Annotated in this window: 21 protein-coding genes and 1 tRNA gene; 13 read left to right on the top strand and 9 right to left on the bottom strand. The window is 36.2% G+C overall.

Going from position 1 to position 26,866, the window contains the following annotated elements:
- Window positions 1–23 precede the first annotated feature (23 nt).
- Complete coding sequence (locus ACR9EA_RS14115; RefSeq protein ID WP_435134380.1) at window positions 24–836, bottom strand: purine-nucleoside phosphorylase; 813 nt, start codon at window positions 834–836, stop codon at window positions 24–26.
- A gap of 293 nt (window positions 837–1,129) precedes the next feature.
- Here ACR9EA_RS14115 and ACR9EA_RS14110 point away from each other — a divergent pair, with 293 nt between their 5' ends.
- Complete coding sequence (locus ACR9EA_RS14110) at window positions 1,130–2,371, top strand: cation:proton antiporter (RefSeq protein ID WP_435134376.1); 1,242 nt, start codon at window positions 1,130–1,132, stop codon at window positions 2,369–2,371.
- A gap of 42 nt (window positions 2,372–2,413) precedes the next feature.
- Here the strand turns inward: ACR9EA_RS14110 and ACR9EA_RS14105 are convergent, their stop codons facing one another.
- Entirely contained in the window at window positions 2,414–4,726 is a 2,313-nt protein-coding gene (locus tag ACR9EA_RS14105) for a patatin-like phospholipase family protein (RefSeq protein WP_435134373.1), read from the bottom strand.
- 205 nt (window positions 4,727–4,931) lie between these two features.
- Here ACR9EA_RS14105 and ACR9EA_RS14100 point away from each other — a divergent pair, with 205 nt between their 5' ends.
- A complete protein-coding gene (locus ACR9EA_RS14100; RefSeq protein ID WP_435134370.1) occupies window positions 4,932–5,834 on the top strand; it encodes a mechanosensitive ion channel family protein in 903 nt (300 codons plus the stop codon).
- Between the two features lie 7 nt (window positions 5,835–5,841).
- Window positions 5,842–6,462, top strand: a complete 621-nt coding sequence (locus ACR9EA_RS14095) for a hypothetical protein (RefSeq protein WP_435134368.1) — start codon at window positions 5,842–5,844, stop codon at window positions 6,460–6,462.
- Window positions 6,463–6,594: 132 nt separating this feature from the next.
- Here ACR9EA_RS14095 and ACR9EA_RS14090 read toward each other — a convergent pair whose 3' ends face one another.
- The 3 genes from ACR9EA_RS14090 to ACR9EA_RS14080 form a co-directional block, all read right to left on the bottom strand.
- On the bottom strand, window positions 6,595–8,118 hold the full coding sequence (locus ACR9EA_RS14090) for a GH3 family domain-containing protein (protein ID WP_435134365.1): 1,524 nt from the start codon (window positions 8,116–8,118) through the stop codon (window positions 6,595–6,597).
- Between the two features lie 85 nt (window positions 8,119–8,203).
- On the bottom strand, window positions 8,204–9,142 hold the full coding sequence (locus tag ACR9EA_RS14085) for a Na/Pi cotransporter family protein (protein WP_435134362.1): 939 nt from the start codon (window positions 9,140–9,142) through the stop codon (window positions 8,204–8,206).
- A gap of 184 nt (window positions 9,143–9,326) precedes the next feature.
- Window positions 9,327–9,402 (bottom strand) — tRNA-Phe (locus ACR9EA_RS14080).
- Window positions 9,403–9,501: 99 nt separating this feature from the next.
- Between ACR9EA_RS14080 and ACR9EA_RS14075 the strand changes: the two genes are divergently transcribed.
- The 7 genes from ACR9EA_RS14075 to ACR9EA_RS14045 all read left to right on the top strand — a co-directional run bounded on the left by ACR9EA_RS14075 (window position 9,502) and on the right by ACR9EA_RS14045 (window position 17,261).
- Window positions 9,502–10,233 (top strand): type III pantothenate kinase, encoded by a 732-nt coding sequence (locus ACR9EA_RS14075; RefSeq protein WP_435134360.1) that lies wholly within the window; start codon window positions 9,502–9,504, stop codon window positions 10,231–10,233.
- Window positions 10,230–11,549 carry a hypothetical protein gene (locus ACR9EA_RS14070; RefSeq protein WP_435134357.1) on the top strand — a complete coding sequence of 440 codons (1,320 nt, stop codon included), beginning with the start codon at window positions 10,230–10,232 and terminating at the stop codon, window positions 11,547–11,549. The genes ACR9EA_RS14075 and ACR9EA_RS14070 overlap by 4 nt, the downstream gene beginning before the upstream one ends.
- Before the next feature lie 22 nt (window positions 11,550–11,571).
- Window positions 11,572–12,951, top strand: coding sequence for a hypothetical protein (locus ACR9EA_RS14065; RefSeq protein ID WP_435134355.1), 1,380 nt, complete (start codon window positions 11,572–11,574; stop codon window positions 12,949–12,951).
- A 32-nt stretch (window positions 12,952–12,983) separates the two neighbouring features.
- Window positions 12,984–13,505, top strand: a complete 522-nt coding sequence (lptC, locus tag ACR9EA_RS14060; protein ID WP_435134352.1) for an LPS export ABC transporter periplasmic protein LptC — start codon at window positions 12,984–12,986, stop codon at window positions 13,503–13,505.
- 39 nt (window positions 13,506–13,544) lie between these two features.
- Complete coding sequence (locus tag ACR9EA_RS14055) at window positions 13,545–13,739, top strand: hypothetical protein (RefSeq protein ID WP_435134349.1); 195 nt, start codon at window positions 13,545–13,547, stop codon at window positions 13,737–13,739.
- Window positions 13,740–15,029: a hemolysin family protein gene (locus ACR9EA_RS14050; RefSeq protein ID WP_435134346.1), complete on the top strand. Its 1,290-nt coding sequence runs from the start codon at window positions 13,740–13,742 to the stop codon at window positions 15,027–15,029.
- A gap of 108 nt (window positions 15,030–15,137) precedes the next feature.
- Window positions 15,138–17,261 (top strand): peptidylprolyl isomerase, encoded by a 2,124-nt coding sequence (locus ACR9EA_RS14045; protein ID WP_435134343.1) that lies wholly within the window; start codon window positions 15,138–15,140, stop codon window positions 17,259–17,261.
- 180 nt (window positions 17,262–17,441) lie between these two features.
- On the opposite strand, the gene ACR9EA_RS14040 is transcribed toward ACR9EA_RS14045, so the two are convergent.
- Window positions 17,442–18,347, bottom strand: coding sequence for a GYDIA family GHMP kinase (locus ACR9EA_RS14040; RefSeq protein ID WP_435134340.1), 906 nt, complete (start codon window positions 18,345–18,347; stop codon window positions 17,442–17,444).
- Window positions 18,347–19,663 (bottom strand): hydroxymethylglutaryl-CoA reductase, degradative, encoded by a 1,317-nt coding sequence (locus tag ACR9EA_RS14035; protein WP_435134337.1) that lies wholly within the window; start codon window positions 19,661–19,663, stop codon window positions 18,347–18,349. Before ACR9EA_RS14035 ends, ACR9EA_RS14040 begins: the two co-directional genes overlap by 1 nt.
- Before the next feature lie 169 nt (window positions 19,664–19,832).
- Here ACR9EA_RS14035 and ACR9EA_RS14030 point away from each other — a divergent pair, with 169 nt between their 5' ends.
- From ACR9EA_RS14030 to ACR9EA_RS14020, 3 genes are all read left to right on the top strand, one after another.
- Window positions 19,833–22,034, top strand: a complete 2,202-nt coding sequence (locus tag ACR9EA_RS14030) for a S9 family peptidase (protein ID WP_435134334.1) — start codon at window positions 19,833–19,835, stop codon at window positions 22,032–22,034.
- Between the two features lie 14 nt (window positions 22,035–22,048).
- Complete coding sequence (locus ACR9EA_RS14025; protein ID WP_435134331.1) at window positions 22,049–23,629, top strand: peptide MFS transporter; 1,581 nt, start codon at window positions 22,049–22,051, stop codon at window positions 23,627–23,629.
- Between the two features lie 62 nt (window positions 23,630–23,691).
- On the top strand, window positions 23,692–24,237 hold the full coding sequence (locus ACR9EA_RS14020; protein ID WP_435134328.1) for a thioredoxin family protein: 546 nt from the start codon (window positions 23,692–23,694) through the stop codon (window positions 24,235–24,237).
- Here the strand turns inward: ACR9EA_RS14020 and ACR9EA_RS14015 are convergent, their stop codons facing one another.
- Window positions 24,238–26,271: a ComEC/Rec2 family competence protein gene (locus tag ACR9EA_RS14015; RefSeq protein WP_435134325.1), complete on the bottom strand. Its 2,034-nt coding sequence runs from the start codon at window positions 26,269–26,271 to the stop codon at window positions 24,238–24,240.
- Between the two features lie 19 nt (window positions 26,272–26,290).
- The gene (locus tag ACR9EA_RS14010; protein ID WP_435134323.1) at window positions 26,291–26,857 is read right to left on the bottom strand and encodes a C40 family peptidase; all 567 of its coding nucleotides are present in this window, start codon (window positions 26,855–26,857) and stop codon (window positions 26,291–26,293) included.
- Window positions 26,858–26,866: the final 9 nt, after the last annotated feature.

The raw sequence follows: 26,866 nt of genomic DNA, 5'->3' as shown, positions 1-26,866 counted from the left end.
GAGTTTAAATAGTTGTACTAATTTTAAAGTGATTTAATCAGGGCTTTAAATAAGGTAATCATTTGTGGTTCGGCTTGAGCGGCCATATTTATAATTTCCGAAATGTTTACAGGATGTAAATTGTCGGGATCGCCTTGGTCTGTTATTACCGAAACTGCTGCCGCTTTTAAGTTAAGGTGGTTGGCTACAATAATTTCAGGAACTGTACTCATGCCCACGGCATCGGCACCTAATATTTTAAGCATGCGGTATTCTGCTCTGGTTTCTAACTGTGGGCCTACCATGCTGGCATAAACGCCTTCGTGTAAGGTAATGTTTTGTGCTTTGGCAATTGCCTTAAATTTACTGTTAATCTCCGGGTTATAAGGTGCGCTCATGTCTGTAAAACGCTCCCCTAATTTAGAAACTCCTTTAAAGGCTAAAGGCGATCCACCTTGCAGGTTTATATGGTCGTCTATAAGCATAAGTTCTCCTGGTTTAAAATCTAAATTTACAGCGCCAGATGCATTAGAAACCAGTAAAGTGTGTATGCCCAGTTTTTCCATAATGCGTACGGGATAAGTAATGTCTTGCAGCGTATAACCTTCATATAAATGAAAACGCCCTTGCATCACAATTACTTTTTTGCCTTCTAACTCACCATAAATTAATTTGCCTTTATGAAACTCGACAGTTGCGGTTGGGAAATACGGAATGTGGTTGTAGCTTACTTCGTGTAAAATAGTTACCTCGTCTAACAGTTTACCCAAACCAGTACCTAAAATAATACCTATTTCTGGAGTGTCGAAACCTTTGTTTAATAAGTATTCTGTTGTTTCATTTATATATTTAATCATAATTATTGTCTAAAAATTACTTCCCGATGGGAATCATCAGTTCAAAAATATCGATATCATTTAACTCTTCCATACGAAATTACGCATAAATTCAATTTATTTTAATAATAGCGTTTGTGTATGCATGCCCGCAAGCACTATCCGTGTTAAAAGCCATCCTTTTTTAAGCATGAGTTTTTGAAGTGTTAACTCTGTTCGAAAATGAATTACCTGTAAAATTTATTGGTGTTACTTGTTTTTAGACTTGTACAAGTGCGTATTAATGGCGTACTTTAAGTAATAAATTGATGTCTATGGATTATTTTACCATTATAACTACGTTGGTACTTATGGCTGCGGCCTTTGGCTATATAAATGTGCGGTTTTTAAAATTGCCCAATACCATTGGTTTGATGCTGATTACCTTAGTGTTTACCTTGGTGGTTTTGGCTTTAGCTACCGTAGATAAAACTTTGTTGTTGGCAGAGCGGGAGCTGATAACGCAAATCGATTTCGAAACTGTTCTGTTAGATGTTATGCTAAGTTTTATGCTGTTTGCAGGAGCCTTGCATACCAATTTCGAACAGCTCAAAATTCAGCGTTGGCCGGTTCTAGTATTTGCTACGGTAGGGACTTTGGTTTCTACCTTTTTAATTGGTGCATTGGTGTTTGGTGTGCTCTATGTTTTAGGCTTGAATATCGATTTTATTTATTGTTTATTATTCGGAGCTTTAATTTCACCTACCGACCCCATAGCGGTTTTGGGTATTTTGAAGAAAGTAGGGGTTCCAAAAGATTTGGAAGCCAAAATAGTGGGCGAATCGTTATTTAACGACGGAGTAGGTGTGGTTGTTTTTTTAACAATTTATCAGGTAGCTCAAGCTTCGGGAGGCGATGGTGTAAATGCTTTAGGGATTTTAGAACTTTTTGGTCGCGAAGTGTTAGGTGGGGTGTTGTTAGGTTTATTGCTTGGCTATGGCACGTATAGATTGATGAAATCGATAGACGATTACGATATTGAAGTGATAATTACTTTAGCCGCAGTTATGACAGGTACTGTTATTGCCCAAAAATTACATTTGTCTGCGCCTTTAGCTATGGTAACCACAGGATTAGTGGTGGGGAATGATACTGTTCGCGGTAGTGCCATGTCTGAAATTACCGAAAACTATGTCGATAAATTTTGGGAACTTGTAGATATTCTGCTCAATACTATTTTGTTTGTGCTTATAGGTATGGAAATGCTGGTGCTTGAATTTAGGTGGGATTATGTAGCTGCCGGATTAATCGCTATACTCGTTGCCCTGGTTAGCCGGTTTTTATCGTTATATGTACCTATTAATGCATTCGAAAAACGCTTGGATTTTAGACCAAAAACCAATATGATTATGACTTGGGGCGGGTTACGTGGCGGCATTTCTATAGCGTTGGCTTTAAGTTTGACCCATAGCATGCATCGCGAATTGTTTTTGGTGATGACCTATATTATTGTTGTGTTTTCTATATTGATACAAGGGCTAACTGTGGGAGGATTGGTGAAAAAACTGATTAAGTAACTTAAGTTTTTTTATAGATTGAAGTCGTCTGAAGGCACTAAACTAATATTTTGGTGTGTAGCCAATACTTATATAACCTTTCAATCCAGAGGTGTATTGGCCTTTAGAAACGCCTAAAGTTATAGGGCCAATTATAGAGTTGTAGCTGCCCGATAACATGGCGCCGAATTGTCTTTTTTTTGTGTTATCTTCAATTGTAATATGGTCGTTAATCCAAGACATGGGGTATTCTAAATCGAGATAATTCAAACCTAAATTAAAATAGATATTCGATTTTGGATTCCATTGTAATTGTCCAGAAGCATATAAAAAATTTGATGAGGATATGTATTTCGAGTCAATTCCCCAAAAGGGCTGCACATAAATACCTATCGGATTAAAACCACCAATAAAGGTGTTTAAAGCAAAATTTTCTAAGCTGGAATCGCCGTCGTTTACAACAATTCTCAGATTGGTTAAGCCTGTTAATTTATGCGATATTTTTATGGCGCTCCCAAATTGGGTTTCTAATTTCCAGATAGGTTCTGGGTTTAGTACCGTTGTTATGGTTTCTTCATTTGCTTTTAATTTAATGGTAGATTTCGAAGTCATGTAATAATTAACATTGGTTGAAAAATAAATACCCTGCGTAGGGAAATATACTTTATTGAAGGTGTTGGTTGTGTAAAAACCTTGTAGATATAATGCTTTGTTTTTTAGTTCGTTAATGCTTAGTGATATGTCCTCGTCTAGAGCAAACTCATCTACTATAGCAGGGGTGAACCGCTCGTAATTATAACCGAATCTAACACCAAAGGTACTATTGGTAGAATTGGTAGTTTGCAAACCAAAATAGCTAGTCCAGCTGGTTTGGTCTAATAATCCTGTTTTTTGAATTTCGATATTTTCATTGTCGTGCGTAATGTTGGAATAGGAAGGCGTTTCGGATTTAAATGCAGTTGATGCTAGGGTTAAGGCAACATTTTGGTTTTCGCCTGTATATTTTAAATAGTTGAGGCGCAATCCCGGATTTTGCGCAAAATTTAATTCGGTTACGAATCTGGAATTTGGTAAAAGCATATTTCGTAATGTGATGTTGAATAAAAGGCTTGCATAATTTTCGGAGTCGTAATGTCCTGCAATTTTTAAAGCACCATTTGCCGCTTCTTTTACTTTTAAAAGTAGTGTATTGTCGTTTTCTATCGTGTACACAATTTTATCGAAATATTGCGAGCCGTAGAGCTGAATAATTTTTTGTTCTAGTTCATTAATAGTTATTTCGGTATTGGGTTTAAGTTTCATTTTTCCCAGAATTAAACTTACCGGAATATGTTGGTTGCCAGTAACAACAATGTCTTCTATAAAATAGGATGTTTTATGTGGTAGCGGCTTGGGTTTAGATCTTAAACCATAAGGTTTTAAAGAATCTGCAAGTTTTTTAAATTCTGGTAAAAATTTTTCGCCAGCTTCTTCGCCTCGTTTAATAATGTCAGGAGTATCTTTAAAACTTCCTGCGCTATAACCTTCTAGATTGGGTTCTATAAAAATATCTACCAATTCTTTTTGTTTGTTGGTGTCGTGTGCGCTCGATAAAAATGCCGATTGCATCAAAACGTCTATCATAGACGATAGTTTGTTTTTTTTGTATAAATCGGAGCTAACAGATACTCCAATAACAATGTCGGCGCCCATATCTATAACTTCCTGTACGGGAAAATTTCTGGTTAAACCACCATCAACATATAATTTGTCGCCTATTTGCATGGGGGTGAATATGGAAGGGATAGACATACTGGCGCGCAGTGCTTCTGGTAATGAGCCAGAATTTAATACTTCGGGATCTCCTGTTTCTATATTGGTGCCAATACAAGCAAAAGGTGTGGGGAAATCGTTAAAATCTTTAATGTTATGTGCTTCTCGAGTTAGTTTACTTAATAATAAAGTCAGTTCTTGTCCTTCTATTGCGCCTTGTGGCAGGTATACTTTTTTGCCTCGGATTGGAAATTCGGTCATGTAACGGCCATAGAAATCTTTTTCCTCGAAAGCAACTTTGTTAAGTAATATGTCGTTAGAGAGTACAAAGTTCCAATCTATTTCTAGTGCAATGTCTTTAATTTCGTCTGGTGTCCATCCTATGGCATATAATCCGGCAACAATACTGCCCATACTTGTTCCTGTAATGTAATCTGGGTAAATACCAGCTTCTTCTAATGCTTTAAGAACTCCAATATGTGCCATGCCTTTTGCACCACCTCCACTAAGAACCACTCCAATTTTTGGTCGTTCGGTACTTGTAGTTTGTGCTTTTAATGAGGTTTGTAAACCTGCAAAAAAACATAATACAACGAGTGTCTTAAAAAAAGTGCTAAGGCTCATAAGTTTTAATCTTAAGCTATGTGTTAACCGATTAAGATAAGTTTAAACGATATAAATATAAATGACTTTAAGTTAAAATTGAAAGAATTGCTTTTTGAAGGGTTATATATTTTAATTTTTCATTTGAGTTACTATTAATTTTTTTGCAACTTTAAAAAGTGTAAAGAATTTGATAATATGCAAAACACATAAAATTATGCTTATAATGGATTTAAAATTTTCGAAGGCTTGGGAAAAAATGTTAGAAAAACTAGATAAATGGTTAGACGACATAGTCTTGGGTTTACCTAACTTTATTTTGGCTATAATTGTTTTTGTGTTTGTACTGTTTCTTTCTAAGTACATTACCAAATTTATTGTGAGGCTGCTCGATCGTACCAATCTTCAGGCTTCAATGAAGAGTTTAATATCTAAGTTGGTATCGTCTGTCTTTATTTTATTCGGACTGTTTTTGGTGTTGGGTATTTTAAATTTAAGCGATGCTTTAAAAACCGTTTTAGCTGGTGCCGGAGTTGTTGGTTTAGCTGTTGGTTTGGCATTGCAAGGGGCTTTGGCTAATTTGTATTCAGGCGTAATCTTGTCTTATGTTCATTTTATAAAATTTGGCGATTGGGTAGAAACCAATGGTGTTGAAGGCGAAGTTATTAATATAGATTTGCGATCGGTAACTTTAAAGCAGGCCGATAATAATTTGGTGTACATGCCCAATAAAATGGTTGTAGAAAATCCTATAAAAAACTATTCAACAACAGCACAGTCTCGTGTAATTTTAGGATGTGGTGTCGCTTACGATTCCGATTTACGATTTGTAAAAAAACTGGTTATAGATACTATAGAAAAGTATTTTGATGAAATAAAAAGCGAAAAGGATGTTATTTTTATTTATAAAGAATATGGCGATAGTTCTATAAATTTCGAAACGCGATTTTGGATACAATCCACTTCGGCATTAGAAGTCGCCAAAGCCAAGTCTGAAGCCATTATGGTTATAAAAGAAGCGTTTGATGCCAACAATATTAACATTCCGTTCCCGATACGCACTTTAGATTTTCCTGAAGGTTTTAAAGGGGTAACTACTGAAGGGGACGATAGTACAACTTCAAAATAACCATATTGTGAGTGTTTTTGCACACATGAATATTATTATTTTAAGTCTTGTTCTTCAATCTCAATCTATGGCTACAGTAAAAATTTCAGATTATCATACTGCTCCTAAATCGCTAGAGGAAGAAGCACGTGTAGCTTTATCCCATTATCCGCAGTTAGCAGATGTGGTTATTGATATTCGGTTTAAATCCGATATAAAAAAGTCTACTATGCAGGCTCAGCCTGTGTTTGCTGATTTGTTTAAATCGAAACAGCAACGTCGTTATGTGATCTTTATAAGTAAAAAGGTTAAAATAACCGATAGCGAGTTTTCTACAAAGTATATTCCGTCGAACGTGATTATAGGTTGGTTGGGGCACGAACTAGGGCATATTTGCGATTACCAAACCAAGAGTGGCTTTGGTCTAGTGTTTTTTGGATTGAAATATTTGTTTTCGAAAGCGTTTATAAAAGATGCCGAACGGGCAGCCGATACCTATGCCATTCGGTATGGTATGTACGAGTACATTTTAGCGACCAAACATTTTATATTAGATCATGCCGATATTCCTGAGTCTTATAAAAATAGAATTAGAGCCTATTACCTATCGCCCGAAGAAATTATGATTTTGGTTGATGAGTTAAAGTGATGATTTTTTATGTACTAAAAATTCAAAGTGTTAATTATTCGATTTGAAAATTTGAAGATGTTTCGATGCGGAAATGTACAGATTTGAAATACATCACAATTTAAACTAAAAAATATTTCATTACATCAAGTTTCACTGTTGATTCACAAATGCTTCCCAAGTTTCAAATTTATCTTCACCCATAACACGTTCCATTTTTACTTGTCCGCCTTTTTTCTTGTTCGCAGCATTCCAATTATAAAATATTTCGGGTGCTATTACTGTAACTTTTACGCCCTTAAGGGCTTTAGATCGTGCTACTTTGTAATTTTTATTAGCGTCTTTTAAATAAGTGTCAATCGTTTTTGCAATATCGGCGGTGTTTAAACTAGTGCTTTCGGTACCCAAATACCAGCAGTGGTAAAAGCCATCGTCGAATTGTTTGGCACAAATAGTGAATTCGGGTATTTTGGTGTTAAAAGTGTCTTCTAAATGCAGCATGGCATTATTCATTTTGTTAACCGATAATTGCGAGCCAACAGTGTTTAAAAAGAACTTGGTGCGCCCTGTAATTTTAATTTCTGCTCGTTCAACATCGGTAAACTGTATGGTGTCTCCAATAACATAACGCCAAGCGCCAGATACAGTACTTATAATTAATACGTAATCGGTGTAGGGTTTAACTTCTGCTAGTGTTAGGGATGGTGCGTTTTGGGTAATCGAGCCATCTTCATTAATAAACTCGGGTTTAAAAGGAACGAATTCGAAGTAAATACCATTATCGGTTACCAGTTGCATGGCTGTAGTTTCTGGTCTGGCTTGAAAAGCCAAAAAACCTTCGGATGCCAAATAGGTGTCGATAACGGTTATGGGTTTGCCTAGTAAAGCGTTAAAGCTTTTTTCATAAGGTTTAAACGCTACCCCTCCCGAGGTGTAAACTTGTAAATTGGGCCAAATGTCGTGTATGTTATTAACGTTATGGTATTCTATTACTTTTTTAAGCATGAGTTCCAGCCACGACGGAATGCCGCTAAGGGCACCAATATCCCAGTTTTTAGCTTGTTCGGCAATATGCTGTATGCGTTCATCCCAATCGTCTATTTTGGCAATGTCTTCGCCTGGCTTATAGTAGCCGCGAAACCAACTTGGGATGTTGCTGGCGCTTATACCGCTAATTTCGCCTTCTAGATGGTCTTCTTTTTCGGTTAAATCGGTAGAGCTGCCCAGCATCATAATTTCTTTTTCGAAGAAATCTGCAGGTAAATCGAAATTACTAAGCGCAAATACTTGGGCGATGCCAGCATTTCGAATAGCTTCAATCATGTCTTGAGTAACAGGAATGCGCTTACTGCTTTTTCCGGTAGTTCCAGAACTTAAGGCGAAATAATCTGGATTTCCTGGCCAGGTTACATCTTTTTCATTATTGTGGAGTTTGTGCCACCATTCGGCATTGATTTTATTATAATCGAAATACGGAATGCTTTCAGCAAAGGCCTTAGGTACATCGTCGCTGTTTAATAGATCTTGAAAGTTATAATGCTCGCCAAACTGCGTATGTTTGGCAGTATTTAGCAGATGTTTTAACACCGCTAGCTGATCGTCTATGGGGTTAGGCTCTGGTGTTAATGTGTCTTTTAATTGAATGACGCCTTTGATGATGTTTCCTATAACTGCCATATAGATAGAAATTAAGATTTATAGTAAATGTACGGCGATTATTAGTGAAGCGTTATCCCGAAACAATAAAATATTAGCTCAAGCTTTAGTGTTTGGAATCTATTTGTTCAAGTCTGGTTTGAAATATTCTTGCAAAATAGTTTGTAAAAGGCAATAGAATTAAACCAATGGTTAGATTAAATATTAAATGAGCAAAGGCAACTTGGTATGTGATGTTAGATGATATGTTGGTAATTAACATCTCGAAAAGTTTGTAAAATGGTAAATATATTAAGACGCCTATCGTATTGAAACATAAATTGGCAATTGCAGAAAGTTTTGCGGCTTGCCCTAGTTTTAAGGAGGCTAAAAATGCAGTTGTGGTAGTGCCAATATTAGAACCGACAATAATACCAATGGCACTATCCAAATTTAATATCCCTTGCGAAGACAGAATGATTACCAGTCCAACTGTAACCGAACTCGATTGGCAAATAGCTGTTATTACGATGCCAAACAGTATGCCAAAAAACGGGTTGGAAGCGAGGCTTAAAAACTCAATCAGTTTTGGGCTTTCTTTTATAGGTTCTAGGTTGGCGCCAATAAGCTCTAAACTAAACAAGATAAGTCCTAAATAAAAAATAGGCTTGGAAAGCAGTTTTATTTTACCAGAAAAATAGCCTAAAATAAAGCCGATGGCGATTAAAAAAGTGCCTAGCATTTCCAGTTTAAAGGACACTAACCATGCAGTGATAGTTGTTCCTAGGTTGCTGCCCAGCAAAATAGGTAATGAGCTTTTAAAAACTAAAACACCTGCATCTACGAAAGATACTACTATAGAGATAACCGCACTGCTAGATTGAATAATAGCTGTGGCCGTAAACCCTAACATAAAAGCGCGTAGTTTGGACTTTGAGATGTTTAATAAGATTGACTTCAGTTTGGAGTCGGCTTGCGCTTGTAGATTTTTAGAAAAACTTTCTAGGCTATGTGTAAAGAGTCCAATAGCCGCAATAATTGAGATGCTGAGTTTTAACCAATTCATACGATGTATTTCTGCTGTTCTAAAGGTATTTAGAAATCTGCAGATAGACAATAGTGGTAGTTGATCTCTCAGAATAAAGTAATCAATATTGAGATTTTAGACGGCTAAAATTAGACAGCTAGCGCTTTTTAGGATTACATGTAAAAAGCAAAAACCCCGAAAACAGTGTGTTTTCAGGGTTTTCTGGTGGTGCCTCCAGGAATCGAACCAGGGACACAAGGATTTTCAGTCCTTTGCTCTACCAACTGAGCTAAGGCACCAGTGCGTAATTGCGAGTGCAAATATAAGAGCTTTTTGCAATCTGACAAAATAAAATTTATAAAAAATGCTTTTGTAACTTAGCGATTTTAATTTTAGATATGAATTTAATAATTGATGTTGGGAATTCCTTTGTGAAACTCGCTGTGTTCGAGCAGGATAGTCTAATGGATAAAAAAATAGTGCCGCTACAAGAATTTTCAGAAAAAAATATAGCGCATATAGTGTCCGATGTAAAAATCGATGCCTGTATTGTGTCTTCGGTGGCAAATCTGGAAGATAATGTGCTGCAAACACTAACCGAAAAGGTGTCTGTTCTGGTATTGAATCAGATTACACCAGTGCCTTTTAAGAATTTGTACGCTACGCCACAAACTTTGGGTATAGACCGTATTGCCTTGGTAAGTGCCGCTACCATTCAATATCCTAAAATTCCCGTTTTGGTTATTGATGCCGGAACCTGTATAACCTACGACTTTGTAAATGCGCATGCCGAATATTTAGGAGGGGCAATTTCGCCAGGCTTAAATATGCGTTACAAAGCGTTACACGATTATACAGACAAATTACCTTTGCTAGAAGCCGAGCAGCCGTTGCGCTTAACAGGGCACTCTACAGCATCTTCAATTCATTCGGGAGTGGTTTATGGTATTTTAAACGAAATCGGGGGAATTGTAGATAATTATCAAAGTAAATATCCAGATTTAACAATTATTTTAACAGGTGGCGACGCGAATTTCTTGTCTAAGCAATTAAAAAGTAGCATATTTGCCAACTCGAATTTTCTTTTAGAAGGATTGAACTCAATTTTACAATTTAATTCACACGAATGATTAAAAAACTTGTATTAGTTTTTATTGCCTTATTTGCAATTAATAGTTATGCCCAAGATGGTGGAACCACATCGCCATATTCGTATTTCGGAATAGGAAGCCTTAAATTTAAAGGTACTGTAGAAAATAAAAGTATGGGTGGACTTAGCATTTATTCCGATAGTATTCATGTGAATTTAAGAAACCCAGCGTCTTACGCTACAGAAAATTTAAAGTATTATCGCGAAGAAACGCGTCCCGTAAAGTTTGCAGTTGGTGGTAGCCACTCTCAAGTAAAATTTAAAAGTGATGCTGGTTCCGATAAATCATCATCGTCTACCTTCGATTATATTTCTATGTCTATTCCTATCGGCCGTTTTGGAGTTGGTTTTGGACTTTTGCCATACACTTCGGTTGGATATAAATTACAAACCAGAAACGATGACGGTGAACTTCAGAATAAATTTGCTGGTGAAGGCGGTTTAAATAAGGTATACTTATCTGTAGGTTATTTGGTGGCCAAAGGTCTTAGTGTTGGGGTCGATGCCCGATACGATTTTGGGACCATACAAAATAGTATTGTAGAATATGTTTACGATACTAGTGGCGATTTAACCAGATACCAATCTAGACAGAATGACCGTTCCGATTTAAGTGGCGTGAGTTTTAATTTTGGTATGACCTACAAAACCATGATTTTGAACGATAATTTTGAATGGGTGAGTTCGGCAACATATAATCCTGGAAATAGCTTAACATCCAAGAACGAACGTTATTTTTCTACCATTACCATAAGTTCATCAACCGGAGCTGAGTCTATTGTAGAAACTATCGATGGCGAACAATCCTTGGTTGATGCTGGGCAGTTGGAAACTTCTGTAAACGTACCTTCCGAATTTTCTATCGGTACAGGTATTGGGCAGCCAAGACATTGGTTTGTAGGGGTAGAAACTCGCTTTTTGCAAACAGGAAGTTTTGAAAACGAATTGTACAGAGGTACAGAAGTAGAATACGAAGATGCCTTTGGCTTGTCTGTTGGTGGGTTCTATATTCCTAAATACAATGCCTTTTCGGGCTACTGGAATCGCGTGGTATATCGCGCTGGATTTCGCACGGAAAGTTCTGGTTTAGTGATTAATGGCGAGTCGATAAACGAGTTTGGCATATCTTTTGGAGCAGGCTTACCATTAGGGACTATGTTCTCTAATGCCAATTTAGGATTTGAGTTTGGAAAACGCGGTACAACCAACCAAGGTCTTATTCAAGAAAACTTTTTTAACTTTAGCCTCAGTTTGTCGTTAAACGACCGTTGGTTCCAAAAACGTAAGTATGATTAACAATTGCACAAATATAAAAATTATGAAATCGAAAGTGACTTTGCTAGTAGCATTGCTATGTTTAGGGCTTAATAGCTTTGCCCAAAATGAAGATGAGTGTCGATCGAAATTATCGATATTTCATGAGTACGTAAAAGCTAAAAATTATAACGCTGCCTACGAACCTTGGATGGACGTAAGAACTAAGTGTCCTAAATTTAATAACGCCATACATATTGATGGTGAAAAGATTTTAAATTATAAAATAGAGAACTCTACAGGAGCCGAAAAAACAGCTTACATTAACGATTTATTGAAACTTTACGACGAGAAATTGGTGAATTTTCCAAGTAAAGCTAAAGAAGGTGAAGTGCTTGCAGATAAGGCCCAGTTAATGTACGACAACAGAAAAGAATTAGGCTTGTCTGATTTAGAAGTTTACAATGCTTTCGATTTAGCATTTACCAAAGACAAAGAAAACTTTAAAAGCCCTAAAGGTCTTTACACGTATTTTTCTTTAATGGTAGATTTATACGATGCTGGAGAAAAATCGGCTCAAGATTTGTTTAACAAATACGACGATGTTGTAGAAAAAGTAGATGCCGAAGTAGAAAACTATTCTGAAGATTTAAACAAGCTTATCGAAAAAGAAGAAGCAGGAACGGCATTAACAAGTAAAGAAGAAAAATACAAGAGATATTATTCTAGCTACTTAGATGCTTACGATAAAATTGGTGGTAGTATCAACAGTAAATTAGGAGAGCGTGCTAACTGCGAAAACTTAATTCCGTTATACACTAAAGATTTCGAAGCGCACAAAACAGATGCTGTTTGGTTACAAAGAGCTGCTGGTAAAATGTCTGAAAAAGACTGTACTAGCGATCCGTTATTCTTTAAATTAGTAAACGCTTATCACGGTTTAAATCCGTCGGCAAGTTCTGCTTACTATTTAGGAATCTTAAAAGATAAAGAAGGAAAACCTAGCGAAGCCCTTAAATATTACGAGCAAGCATTAGGTTTAGAAACCGATAGCTATAAAAAAGCAAAATTATACAGTAAAGTTGCCGATAAGTTAAAAGGTAAAGGAAGCTATTCTAAAGCGAGAAGCTATTACAGAGAAGCTTTAAAATTAAACCCATCAAACGGACGTCCGTATTTACAAATTGCATCTATGTATGCCGCTAGTGCTAACGATTGTGGAGATAGTGCCTTCAATAAGCGTGCTGTATTCTGGTTAGCTGCAGACGAGGCTGCTAAAGCAGGTAATGTAGATCCTACATTAAAATCGCATGCTGCGCAATCGGCTACAAGTTACAGAGCTAAAGCACCACAAAAATCAGATATATTTTCTGAAGGTAATGCAGGTGCAACCATTAACATTGGATGTTGGATTGGTTCTAGCGTTAAGGTGCCAAGTATTTAATAATGCTTAGTAAATCACATAATTTATATATCATGGTCATAGCTTTTGCTATGGCCATGTTTGTTTCATGCGGAAAAGACCTTAGTGATGTCCAAAAAATAGGTCTGGCTGCTAACGAGCCTATAGGAGTGGCTCAGGACATCAACTTAAAATACACCGATTCTGGACGTTTAAAAGCGAATTTGATAAGTCCTAAAATGTTAGATTATTCCAACAGAGATTTTGCTTTTTCAGAATTTGACGAAGGCATTCATTTGTATATTTACGACGACGAAAACAATAAAAGCACAGTGATTTCCGATTACGCCATTGTATACGATCGTACGGGGTTAATAGACTTGCAGGGGCATGTGGTTTTGGCTACTTATACTAACGATACACTATTTGCAGAACAGTTGTATTACGACCAGAACAGACAGTGGATGTCTACCAACCAACCTGTAACGTTTAGAACAGGTTCCGATTTAATACACGGTACAGGTTTCGATTCCGATGTGCACTTTAAAGAAGCCGAAGTGTTAGAAATAAATGGTATTATTACACTTGACGAATAATTCGTTACCTTTACTTTAAATTAAACTTATTTCGATTACATGAATATATTTAAGATTTTTCAATATGCTTATTTAGTATTTGCTGTATTGTTTCTTTACGATGCCATATCTAAGTGGAATAACGACCGCATGGGAGCTTATATTTCTTTGGGGTTTGCCGGATTAGGTGTTTTTATGTTCTTCTTTAGAAAACGTTTCAATAAAAAATTCAATAATAGAGATCCAAAACAATAGATGACTTTAGCCATCATCATTATCGTTTCGTCGTTATTACTGTCTGCTTTTTTCTCGGGCATGGAGATTGCGTATGTGTCGTCTAATAAAATCCATATCGAAATTGAAAAGAAGCAAAAAGGCTTTTTGGCCAAAGTGCTTACCAAATTAACGGCAAAACCTTCAAAATTTATTGCCACCATGCTTATAGGTAATAATATAGCCTTGGTAGTGTATGGGTTTTTTATGGGCGATTTGTTGGTCGACTGGTTTCAGTCTATGTTGCCGTCTAATTCTGGTTTTGTAAACTACATGTTTGTAGAGTTGAGTTTGTTGTCGCAAACTATAATTTCTACACTTATCATTTTAATCACGGCAGAGTTTTTACCTAAAGTGTTTTTTCAGATATACGCCAATTCATTGCTAAAGGCTTTGGCTATTCCTGCGTATGTGTTTTATTGCTTGTTTTCTTGGGTATCGGATTTTGTTTTATGGATTTCCGATTTCGTACTCAAACGTTTCTTTAAAACCGAAGGCGACCAAGTACAGTTGGCTTTTTCGAAAGTAGAATTGGGGAATTACATAAGCGAGCAATTGCAGAAGGTTGAAGAACATGAAGAGGTAGATAGCGAAATACAAATTTTTCAGAACGCCTTAGAATTTTCCGAAGTTAAAGCCAGAGAAGTTATGGTGCCCAGAACCGAAATAACTGCTATAGAACTTCATGAAACACCAAAAAATTTAAATGTGTTGTTTACAGAAACAGGACTGTCTAAAATATTGGTGTTTAAAGATACGATAGACGATATTTTAGGCTATGTTCACTCATTCGAGTTGTTCAAAAAACCAAAATCTATCAAATCTATTTTAATGCCAGTAGAGTTGGTGCCAGAAACCATGCTTATTAAAGATGTGTTGAGCGTGCTTATAAAAAAGCGCAAAAGTATTGCCGTGGTGCTGGATGAATATGGTGGGACTTCTGGAATTATGACTGTAGAGGATATTGTAGAAGAACTGTTTGGCGAAATAGAAGACGAACACGATACCGTGGTTCTGGTAGAAGAGAAAGTAGACGATAATAACTATACATTTTCGGCGCGTTTAGAGGTCGATTATCTTAACGAAAACTATAAACTTAATGTGCCCGAAAGCGAAAATTACGAAACGCTAGGGGGCTTTATTGTTAATCATACCGAAGAGATTCCTACTAAAAACGAAATGGTAGTCATCGATCAATTTCAGTTTACCATTTTAGAAGTTTCGAATACCAAAATAGACTTGGTAGCTCTAAAAATAGCTGATATAGATTAATTTTCTAAATTCCAAGAAATTAATAGCATTATTGCAATTTTCTCCTTTTTTTATTAAAATGAAAATGGTATTTTCGCGGCCTATATTTCATAAAAATTTAAATGACAGATGGCAGTTTTAAATAAAATTAGACAGCGTTCACTTTTCTTAATCTTAATTATTGCATTAGCATTATTCTCGTTTGTACTTTCAGGATTATTCCAAAACAGCGGCGCCTTATCGGCAAAAGCTCAAAATGTAGTCGCCACTATAAATGGTAAGGAAATTTCTAGAGAAGACTTTTTACGTAAAGTTGAATTTGCACAACGACAAATGGGGCCTAGTGTAACCAGTACACAAGCTATGAACCGCGTGTGGGAGCAAGAAGTAAGACAGGCAGTAATGGAGTCGCAATACGAAAAATTAGGGTTTAGCGTAGAGCGCGATCAAATGCGCGATTTATTAAAAACAAATCTTGCCAGTAGTCCGGAATTTCAAAATGAAGCTGGTATGTTCGACGAAAATAAGTTAAACGAATATATCGCGAACATTAAAGCAACATCTGCAGAAGCTTACCAACAATGGATAGATTACGAAAATTCTATCGCTGCAACAGGTATGCAACAAGAATACATTAATATGGTAAAGGCTGGCGTAACTGGTACTTTGGCAGAAGGTAAAATAGAGCATGATTTAGAAGGCAACAAAGTTGATATTAAATATGTGCAAGTACCGTTTACATCTATACCAGATAGTACTATTACCGTTTCTAAATCTGAAATTTCTAGTTATATAGAAAGCCATAAAAAGCAATTCGAAGTAGAGGCTTCAAGAGATATTAACTTTGTAGAGTTTAGAGAAGTAGCTTCGTTAGAAGATGAAAAAGAAATTTCTGCTGGGTTATCGGCAATGTTAAACAATTCGGTGGTTTATAACGACATTACTAAAGCAAACGATACCGTATTAGGTTTTGCAAATGTAACCGATAACGAAGCGTATGTTAACACGCATTCCGATATTAAATACAATGATGCTTATGTGTTTAAATCAGGATTGTCTAAGCCATTAGCTGATAATTTATTCGATAAAGAAGTAGGTGCAGTATATGGACCATACAAAGAAAACGGATATTTTAAATTATCTAAATTGGTAGCCGAAACTATGATGCCAGATTCTGTAAAGTCTAGACACATTTTAATTCCTTTTGTAGGATCTCGTGCTGCAACTGCAGAAACTGTACAGAATAAAGTTGAGGCTAAAAAGACTGCCGATAGCGCTATGGCTATTATAAAAGCAAATCCTTCAAAGTTTGTAGACTTATTAGATTTGTCTGCCGATAAAGTAAGTAACGAAAAAGAAGGCGTTTTAGACTGGTATACTTACAATGCGATGGTGCCAGAATTTAGAGACTATACATTCCAGAATAACACTGGCGATATTGCTGTAGTAGAAACTGATTTTGGTTTTCATATTATCGAAATTTTAGATCAGAAAAGTAAAGAGAAAGCTGTTAAGGTAGCAACTATAGCAAGACAAATAGAGCCGTCTGAAGCAACAATAGATAAAGTGTTTAGAGATGCTTCTAAGTTTGAGATTGCCGTTGGCGATCAGGATTTCCAAGAGGTGGCAAAAACAAATAACTATACCGTACGTCCTGTAAAAGGAATCGAAATTTTACAAGAAAACATTCCAGGTTTAAGCAATCAACGTCAAATTGTAAAATGGACTTTCGAGGAAGAAACACAAGTAGGCGATGTAAAACGTTTTAATATTCCTGGTGGTTATGTATTGGTACAGCTTTCAGCTAAAAACAAAGCGGGTTTAATGTCTGTAGAAAATGCATCGGCTATAGTTGTGCCAGAAATTCGTAAAGAGAAAAAAGCAGAGCTATTAAAATCACGCATTACCGCAACAACTTTAGATGCTTTAGCATCTGCAGAAAAGCAAACTATAAGAACAGCATCGGCTATCAATATGAAAAACCCAACCATTTCTGGAGCAGGTAGAGAGCCTATAATTGTAGGTGCTGCTTTTGGGTTAAATGAAGGTGAAACGTCTAAGCTACTAGTAGGTAACAATGGTGTTTACATGGTGCAAGTAACTAAAGTAACGCCAGCAGTAGAATTAGATAGTTACCAAGCTTTTGCTAATCGTGTAGGACAACAAAAAGCAAACGCAGTAAATTCAAGGTTATACCAAGCTTTAAGAGAGGCTTCAGATATCGAAGACAATAGAGCACAAACCGTACAATAAGGTTTTAAATAGCTTTACAACATATAAAAATCCCCATCTCGTGATGGGGATTTTTTTGTTTGTAAAAGTTTATGATTTTTTTAAGAGAGTTTAAGTTGAATAATTAAAAAGGATGACAATTTGTGTTGTCCACATCAATCTGTTGAGCATTTAGTATTTTAATGCAAGCGTGATTGAAATTTATAAAATCATCTCATTGTAAGATCGTATGGTAGTGTAGCCTTTTGCTTTAAAATAGTCTTGCGGTGGGCTTGTACTCGTTACTAAAATAAAATCGCCTCCCCAAGCACCTAAACTTTTTATACTGCCTTTAAAATCGGGAAACAGCCGTTGTTTTACGGGTTGCAAATCAATTATTTCGGAAATGAGGGTTTCATGCTCGTCAATTAAGGCATTAAATTGGTTTAAATTATGGCAATCAACGAGTGCTGAAGTTATGTGGTTAATGGTTTTAATAGCTTCAGTTTTGTTGGTATTGTAAGCCTTGTAACGGGCAATACCTTCGCGGCTATTTTGTTTTTCGTTTAAGTATACAAAATAGAGCTGTTCTTTAAATTTGGGATTAAATCTTACAGCTTGTACTACCGGTTGTTTATCCTGTAAGGTGTAACATATAGGCGTATTATGGCTGGCGCAGGCAATATCGTAGCCGCTACCTCCAAAGGTACGTGCCAATAAAGTATAGGGGTTTATAGTTGCCCAATTGGCGATATTATTTATTAAGGTAGACGAGGTGCCTAAACCCCAATGTCTGGGAAAATCTAAAGTTGTTTTTACGGAAATGTTTTGTTCATTACTTAAAAACAGAGGGTTTAGAGATTTGGCAGCGTTTAAAATGGATAGTAAACGTTTAGACAAGTCATCATCGTTTTTGCTTGTAAATTGATTGTCGTGTATGTGAAAGTGGGTTTCGAACCAAACACGATTTTGCTCGTCTAGACTTTGCCATGTAATTCCTTCGGTAGTTGACGATGTTACTTGTAACGATTGCCCGAATGTAGTGGGTAAAGCCAAAGCTGTTGCGCCATCTAAAACTAAATATTCAGCTGTAATTAAAAGTTTGCCATTGCTGTAAAATCTATTCATTATTGGCGGAGTTTTTCTAAGGCTTCAAGTACGGCATTGTGCGATACCGTTTGGGTTTTAAACTGCTGGGTTAAGATGGTTTTTTCTTCGGTATTGGCCTCAAACTGGTTTAAGATATTCATCAGGTGCATTTTCATATGTCCTTGCTGAATGCCTGTTGTTGTTAGCGAACGTAATGCAGCGAAATTCTGAGCCAATCCTGCCACAGCAACAATTTGCATGAGCTCTTGTGCGCTTGGATTGTTGAGCATTTCTAAAGCTAATTTTACAAGCGGATGCAAATTGGTTAATCCGCCAACGGTACCTAAAGCCAACGGAATTTCCATCCAAAAATAAAAGGTGTCGTTTTCTATTTTAGCATGCGATAAACTGCTATAAGTGCCATTTTTTGCAGCATACGCATGTACTCCAGCTTCAATAGCTCTAAAATCATTACCTGTGGCTAGAACAACGGCGTCTATCCCATTCATAATGCCTTTGTTATGTGTTACAGCTCGATACGGTTCTATTTCTGCAATATTAACTGCTTGCACAAATTTTTTGGCAAATTCTTCTGCGGGAATGTCATCATTTTCTGTTAAATCTTCAACCTTACAGCTGACTTCGGCGCGTACTAAACAGTCGGGTACATAGTTAGACAAAATACTCATAACAATGTCTATTTGCTTACTTTCGGTTGTAAAACTAGTATATGTTTCGGCTTCGGTCTTAAAGGTTTTGGCAAATTGTTCCAAACAGGAATTAATGAAATTCGCCCCCATGGCATTGACTGTTTCGAAAGATACGTGCAATTGGTAATAATTAGGAATTGCATTGGTTTTGTCTCGCAATTCGATGTCTAAAATACCACCACCACGTTTTTCCATGTTTTTAGAAATTGGTTTAACCGCGTTTAAAAGTTTCGGTTTAACCGCATTAAAAAAGTTGGTGAGTTCTGTTACATTGCCGTTGTGCATAAAATGCACTTGTCCAATTTTGGTGGTCGATATAACTTGGGTTTTAAAACCACCGCGGTCTAACCAAAATTTAGCTGCTTTACTCGCAGCGGCAACCACAGAACTTTCTTCGATAGCCATTGGGATGGTGTAGAGCGTATTGTTAATTAAAAAATTAGGAGCAACGCCTAAGGGTAGATAGTAATTGGTAATGGTGTTTTCTATAAACTCGTCGTGCAGTTGTTGCAATTTGTCGTTAGAATTCCAATACTGTTTAATGATGGATTTAGCGTGTTCGCGATTCGAAAAATACGTGTTGGCAATCCAATCTATCTTTTTAGATTTTGATAGTTTTGAAAACCCAGAAATCGTTTTGCTCATTTTTATAAATTTAACGGGGCAAAGATACTATTATTGAGCGTATTTAGAGGTTTAAGCCTTTCTATATCTTTATAAACTGTTAATAGTAGCGGTTTTTTACATAATTTTTAGTAAACTTGACAACATTTTTAAAATTCCCTATTTAAACTAATTTATTAAACAATTAAACGTGAAGCATTATACGTATTTTTTACTGTCATTTTTTCTTTTGACAGGCTTAACTTCTGCGCAAAAAAAACAGATTACTTTAGAAGACATTTGGAACGGTGGTTTTAGAACCGAAGGCATGCAATCGCTGCATTCTATGGCTAACGGAAAACAATATTCGGTATTGGATTTCGATCGTGCCACCAGAACAACATCTATAGGTATTTACGATTATAAAACCTTAGAAAAAGTTAATACTTTAGTGAATTCTTCAGCCTTATCGGAAATAGAATACTTTACCGATTATACCTTTAGTACAGACGAAAGCAAAGTACTTTTAGCTACAGAAGTAGAATCTATTTTTCGTAGATCTACTTTAGGCGTTTATTATGTTTTAGATACGGCAACACAAAGCTTAACGAAAGTGGCCGACGAAAAAATACAAGAACCTACCTTTTCTCCAGATGGCTCGAAAGTGGCTTACGGTCTAAACAATAACCTTTTTGTTAAAGATCTAAAAACCGGAGAAACTACTAAATTCACTACCGATGGAGTAGAGAATAAAATAATTAACGGTATTACAGATTGGGTGTACGAAGAAGAATTTGCTTTTGTGCGTGCTTTTGAATGGAATGCCGATGGCTCTAAAATAGCATATATTAAGTTTGATGAAACCGAGGTGCCAGAATTTTCTATGGATATGTATGGAACTAGTCTGTATCCGCAGCAAGAGGTGTTTAAATACCCAAAGGCAGGTGAAGCAAATTCTAAAGTATCGTTGCATATTTTCGACTTGACTAAAAACAAAACAACCGATGTGGTTTTAAATAAAGCATACACCGATTTTTATATTCCGAGAATACAATGGACTAACGATGCCAACGTATTGAGCGCGCAGTACACCAACAGACACCAAAATGAATTGGATTTGTGGATGATTGAAGCCTCGAACATGAACGCTACTTTGGTGTTAAGCGATAAAGATCCAGCTTATGTAGATGTAACCGATAATTTAACGTTTTTAGAAGATAATAGCTTTATCTGGACTAGCGAAAAAGATGGCTACAATCATATTTATCACTATAAAAAAGATGGAAGCTTAATTAAACAAATAACGTCTGGAAATTGGGAAGTAACACAATATTACGGTTTCGATAAAGCTACAAAGAAAATATTTTATCAATCTGTAGAAAACGGATCTATCAACCGCGATGTGTATAGCATTGGTCTAAACGGAAAGAAGAAAACAAGACTAAGTCAGAAAGAAGGCACCAATTCGGCGGCCTTTAGTGCAGATTTCACCTATTTTATTAATACGTATTCTAGCGCAACAACACCACCAGTATATACTCTTAACAATGCCAAAAACGGCGATGTTATAAAAGTTATTAAAGACAATAAAGAATTAAGTACGACATTGGCAGGTTACGATGTCTCGTATAAAGAATTCAGTACCATTTCTGTAAATGGGAACGATTTAAATATGTGGATGATTAAGCCTTCAAATTTTGATGCTTCAAAAACGTATCCGCTTTTTATGTTTCAATATTCAGGTCCAGGATCGCAACAAGTGGCTAACCGTTGGATGAGTGCCAACGATTATTGGTACGAGATGTTGGCCGAGAAAGGATATATTGTAGCTTGTGTAGATGGTCGAGGAACAGGTTTTAAAGGCGCTGCCTTTAAAAAAGCAACCCAAAAGGAATTGGGGAAATTCGAATTGGAAGATCAGATTGCTGCCGCTAAGCAACTAGGAAGTCGTTCTTATATCGATGCTGAGCGTATTGGTATTTGGGGTTGGAGCTTTGGTGGTTTTATGAGTAGTAATGCCATTTTTAAAGGTAACGATGTATTTAAAATGGCAATTGCCGTAGCTCCCGTAACCAGTTGGAGATTTTACGATTCTATTTATACAGAGCGTTATATGACTACTCCGCAGGAGAACGCTTCTGGTTACGACGATAATTCACCAATTAACTTTGCAGATCAATTAGAAGGCGATTTCTTGTTAATTCATGGGTCTGGAGACGATAATGTACATGTTCAAAATACCATGCGTATGGTAGAAGCTTTAGTACAAGCTAACAAGCAGTTTGAACTTATGATTTACCCAGATAAAAATCATGGTATTTACGGTGGAAATACAAGATTGCAGTTATACACCAAAATGACCAATTTTATAGATAAAACTCTGGGAGATAAAATAAATGCTAAAAATAACTAAACATTATAAAAACTATGGAATATAAATTTGGAGGATCTGAAACAAACCAAAAAACAGTATTAGGACACCCTTCGGGATTGTTTGTATTGTTTTTTACCGAGATGTGGGAACGCTTTTCGTATTACGGTATGCGTGCTTTACTGGTTTTATTTTTAACCTCTAGCCTACTAGAAGAAGGATGGGCTTGGGAACGAGCCGACGCATTGGTGCTTTATGGGTGGTATACAGGTTTAGTATATTTAACTCCAATTATAGGAGGGCTTATTGCCGATAAAATAATGGGGTACAGAAATGCCATTGTTTTGGGGGCTTTTATCATGACTTTAGGGCATGCCTCTATGGCCTTAGAAGGTATTTCTACCATGTTCTTTTTTGTAGGATTATTGTGTTTAATTTTAGGTAACGGTTTGTTTAAGCCGAATATTTCTTCCATTGTTGGTCAGTTGTATATTGGTCAAGGTAAAGAAAAAGATGCTGGTTATACCATTTTTTATATGGGTATTAACTCGGGTGCCTTTTTAGGTATTTTACTATGTGGTTATATTGGTGAAAAAGTAGGCTGGCATTATGGTTTTGGTTTAGCTGGAATTTTTATGTTTTTAGGAATGCTTCAGTTTTATTTTGCACAAAAGATTTTTGGAAAAATAGGATTGTCGCCTGCTAAAACAGAAGAGGCCTTGGCCGAAGCGAAATCGCATCATACAGCAACAGCTGAAGAGCAGGCTGTCGAGCCAGAAAGTCCTAAAGTGGTAAAAGATAGAATGCTTGTTATAGGTATTTTTGCTTTGTTTACTGTTTTCTTTTGGTGGGCGTTCGAGCAAGCAGGTGGATCTATGACTATTTTTGCATCAGACTATACAGATAGAGCCTTGGCTGGCAATGCCGCGATGACATTTAAAATTATAAATGCCATTATTACTTTGGTGCCAATGGTTGTAATTTCGTATGTGTTAATTATGTTATTTAAACAGACGTTTAGCAAGTTTGCAATATCTAATGTTTGGTTAGGACTCAGTTTTGTAATTATTTGGGGTATTGTAATCTGGATGTTGAAAAAAGAATTTGAAGCAGACGCTACCGAAGTGCCTGCATCTTGGTTTTCGGTTTTAAACTCTTTGTTTATTATTTTGTTTGCGCCTTTATTTTCTAAAATATGGGAAAGTAAATACAATCCGTCTGGACCAGTAAAATTTGCTATTGGCTTAGTGTTGGTCGGTTTAGGTTTTGCCGTATTGGCTTATGGGGCTTCAACCATACCAGAAGGTGCTAAAACGGCGGCTGTTAGTTTAATATTTTTGGTAATTGCATATTTGCTGCACACATTAGGAGAGCTTTGTGTGTCGCCAGTAGGATTATCTTATGTTAGTAAATTAGCACCGTTAAAATTAGTAAGTATGATGTTTGGAATATGGTTTGTAGCTAATTTTGTGGCTAATTTATTGGGAGGTATTACAGGAAGCTACATCGATATGATTTCGGAAGAGTATGGCTTATCTACGTTCTTCTTAATTTTTACCATTATCCCAATTTCCGCAGCTGCAATCATGCTGCTGTTAAACCCGATGATGAAACGCAAAATGCACGGTGTGCAATAAATTATATGTAACAGAGGCCCTCTTGGGCGTTTGTTATTTAAAAGATTAAAGCAATTATTGTAATGAAACTTAACTTTTTAATCGGAATGTTTTTCTTGGCCACAACGCTCGTTAGTGCCCAAGAAATTAATTGGGTATCTTTTAACGAAGCTTTAGAACTTCAAAAAAAGGAGCCTAAAAAAATAATGATGGATGTATATACCAATTGGTGTGGACCTTGCAAAATGCTCGATAAAAATACGTTTCATAACCAAGATGTGGTAGCGTATGTAAATACCCATTTTTATGCCGTAAAGTTTAATGCCGAAGGAAATGAAAGTATAACATTTAAAGATCAAACTTACGCTAACCCACAGTATAATGCCGCGAATGCTAATCGTCGTAATAGTGTACACGAGTTCACACGATCCTTAGGCGTTTCTGCTTATCCAACAATAGTTTTTTTCGACGAAAATGCACAGTTAATAGCGCCTATTCGTGGCTATCAGCAGCCACAGCAATTAGAGTTGTATTTGAAACTGTTTCAAAGCGATGATTATAAACAAATGACAACACAAGAAAGTTTTACTGCGTATTACGAGGCGTTTAAACCCGAGTTTTCAGAATAACTAATTGTTAGTTTTAACCAGATAAGCTCCTGTTTTTCCTGTATAGAAAAATGGGAGTTTTTTTGTTTTGCAAGTGGCTTCCCAACGCGCAATATACGATTTGTAATTACTGCCATCGGCAATAATTTGTTTGGGTTGTAACGAATCTATTAAACGATTTATATTTAGTTTGGGTGAATTGATAAGCAGAATCTTATCTGGTTTAAAGGTTTTTGTGGCATATACTCCCAGACTGTCTATTATTAAAAGTGGTTGGTTTTGCATCATGTACACCGATGCTAAGCTGTCGTAATGAATGGTTTTAATATCTCGTGAGATTGCATAATTCTTTACAGTTTTATCGGCCTTAATTTCGGCAATTGGCATAGAGCTCATTAATTGTAACCTGTTATTCGATTTTATACCGAGAATACTTTTCCTGCTTTTATGAAAAACAACCCATTCGTTGGTTTTCGATTTGGTAGCATTGTAAATGCAAACAGATTGTAATATAATCAGACTCAAAAGTAATGTCGCTAATGTTTTAAAACGCTTATTGATATACCAGATAAACGCACAAATTAAACAACCATAAATGGCTAGAACAGTATTAAAATGTATTGAGATATTATCAAAAATAAATCGGTCTTGTTGTGCGACCCACGAAATGAAATCATTTAAATAAGTTATGATGTTGTTATAGCTTGTCGCCAAAAATAGAGGCAGCAATTTAGTTGCGGCAAGAATTAATACCAATACGCCCAAGCCAAGAATGATACCTAAAAACGGAATAACCACCATATTGGTAACAAAAAACAATCCAGGAAACTGATGGAAATAATATAGGCTAATGGGTAATACACCAATCTGTGCAGCTAAGGTTACCGTTACAGTATTCCATAACAATTGTAACGCTTTGTGTTTGGGGTACCAGATCGCGCGCAATTTTGGTTGAAAGGTTACGATCCCCAATACTGCTAAATAACTTAACTGAAAGCCTATGTCTTTCAAAAAACTAGGTTTAATCAATAATAAAATAAAAGCAGAAATAGCTAGCGTATTATAGATGTTAGTTTTTCTGTTCCAATTCAGGGCAATAGCAATTAGACTAAACATCGTTGTTGCTCGGGTTACAGAAGCCGATAAACCAGTTAGCACAGCAAACATCCAAAGTAATATTAAAAGGATTAGGGTTTTAATTGCTTTACCGTGTTTGAGTCGCGAAACAGGATTTAGTAGTATATTAAGCAGTAAAAGTAGTATGCCAATGTGTAAACCCGATACAGCTAAAATGTGTACTGCACCCGCTTTTGTGTAATTGTTATACAATGCATTGGAAATGTCTCTGCGTTCGCCCAATAGCAGCGCATTAATAATGGCTAATTGTTGGTCGCCAAACGGATACTGTTTTAATTGGTGTTGAACATATCGTTTTATGCGATCGGACCAGCCGAAAATACTACGAGTTTTGATTGCTTCAGATTTTAATTTTAAAGGCGCGGTAAATATTTGCTTATAGATATATTGCTGCTTTAAATATGCTTTGTAATTGAATTCACCTGGATTTAAAGGCGAAGTAATACTGCTTAAGGGTGAAGCTGTGGTGTAGATAGCGTCTATATGTAGCTTGTTGGTTGTGCTGTCTTTTTCTAGATTAAGAAGTAATGAACCTTTGGCATAATCATTATTAATTTTTAAAAGTTTAACAACATATTTGTCGTGATAGTGCCCTGATTTTAAAACTTCTCGAACCTTAAAAGTTATCTGGTTTATTTCTGAAGGATAATGTAAGTAATGGCTACAATGTTTAGACGCGTCGTGTATTTGAACGTTTAAAATGCCAATCCAAATGCTTAGTACTACAGTCGTTATTTCGAATGCTATAGATTTTGAAAAAGATTTTTGCTCTTTTCGATAAGTAAAGAAAAGGATAGCAAGTAACCCAAAGTTAAAGACCAAACCCCAAATAACAGGTAGGTTTATATAAAAACCAAGACAAGTACCTATTATGAGTAACAGTGTAAGTTTTACAATAACAAACTGGCTTAGTTTCATTATTGTAAGATACTATTTTTTATAAAATCCTGCGAGCTTCTTTAAAAGAATAATACCAGTAACGTTCGGCTAACGAGGATGTTATAACGCCTTTGCTAGTTGTTGAATGAATAAACTCTACACTGCCCGTTCTTGCCGATACCACTAAACCTACATGGTTAATGCGTTTTTGTTTAGGGTTGGTTTCAAAAAACAGAAGATCGCCTTCTCTAACCTCGTCCAGATCTATTTTTGTGCCTTTTGTGGCCATGTCTCTAGAAACTCTTGGTAGTGTAATGTTGTAGGCTCTAAACGATTCGTAAACCAATCCGGAGCAGTCCATGCCAGATTTAGTAGTGCCCCCAAATTTGTATTTTACACCTTCAAATTGTTTGGCATAATCTATAATTTCGTTGCTTAACACGACAAGATCTGCTTCAGATTCTGGAGCGATGGCACTATTTTCATCGTAAGGTGATGTTGGGATATTACCTGAGGGTAAGTGGGTTTCTGTTGGTGTGGTTGCGGTATATTTGTTTTTAGTTTTAGAAGACTTACAACTGCTTAAACAAATACAAAAGGTTATTAAAAGGGGCAATATTCGCATATACTCTGA

Origin of the sequence: Formosa sp. A9, from assembly GCF_051200825.1 — a bacterium.
In the GTDB taxonomy this organism is placed as follows: Bacteria; Bacteroidota; Bacteroidia; order Flavobacteriales; family Flavobacteriaceae; genus Formosa.
Note: the sequence above shows the minus strand (reverse complement) of the source record. Positions and strands in the feature narration are given on the sequence as shown.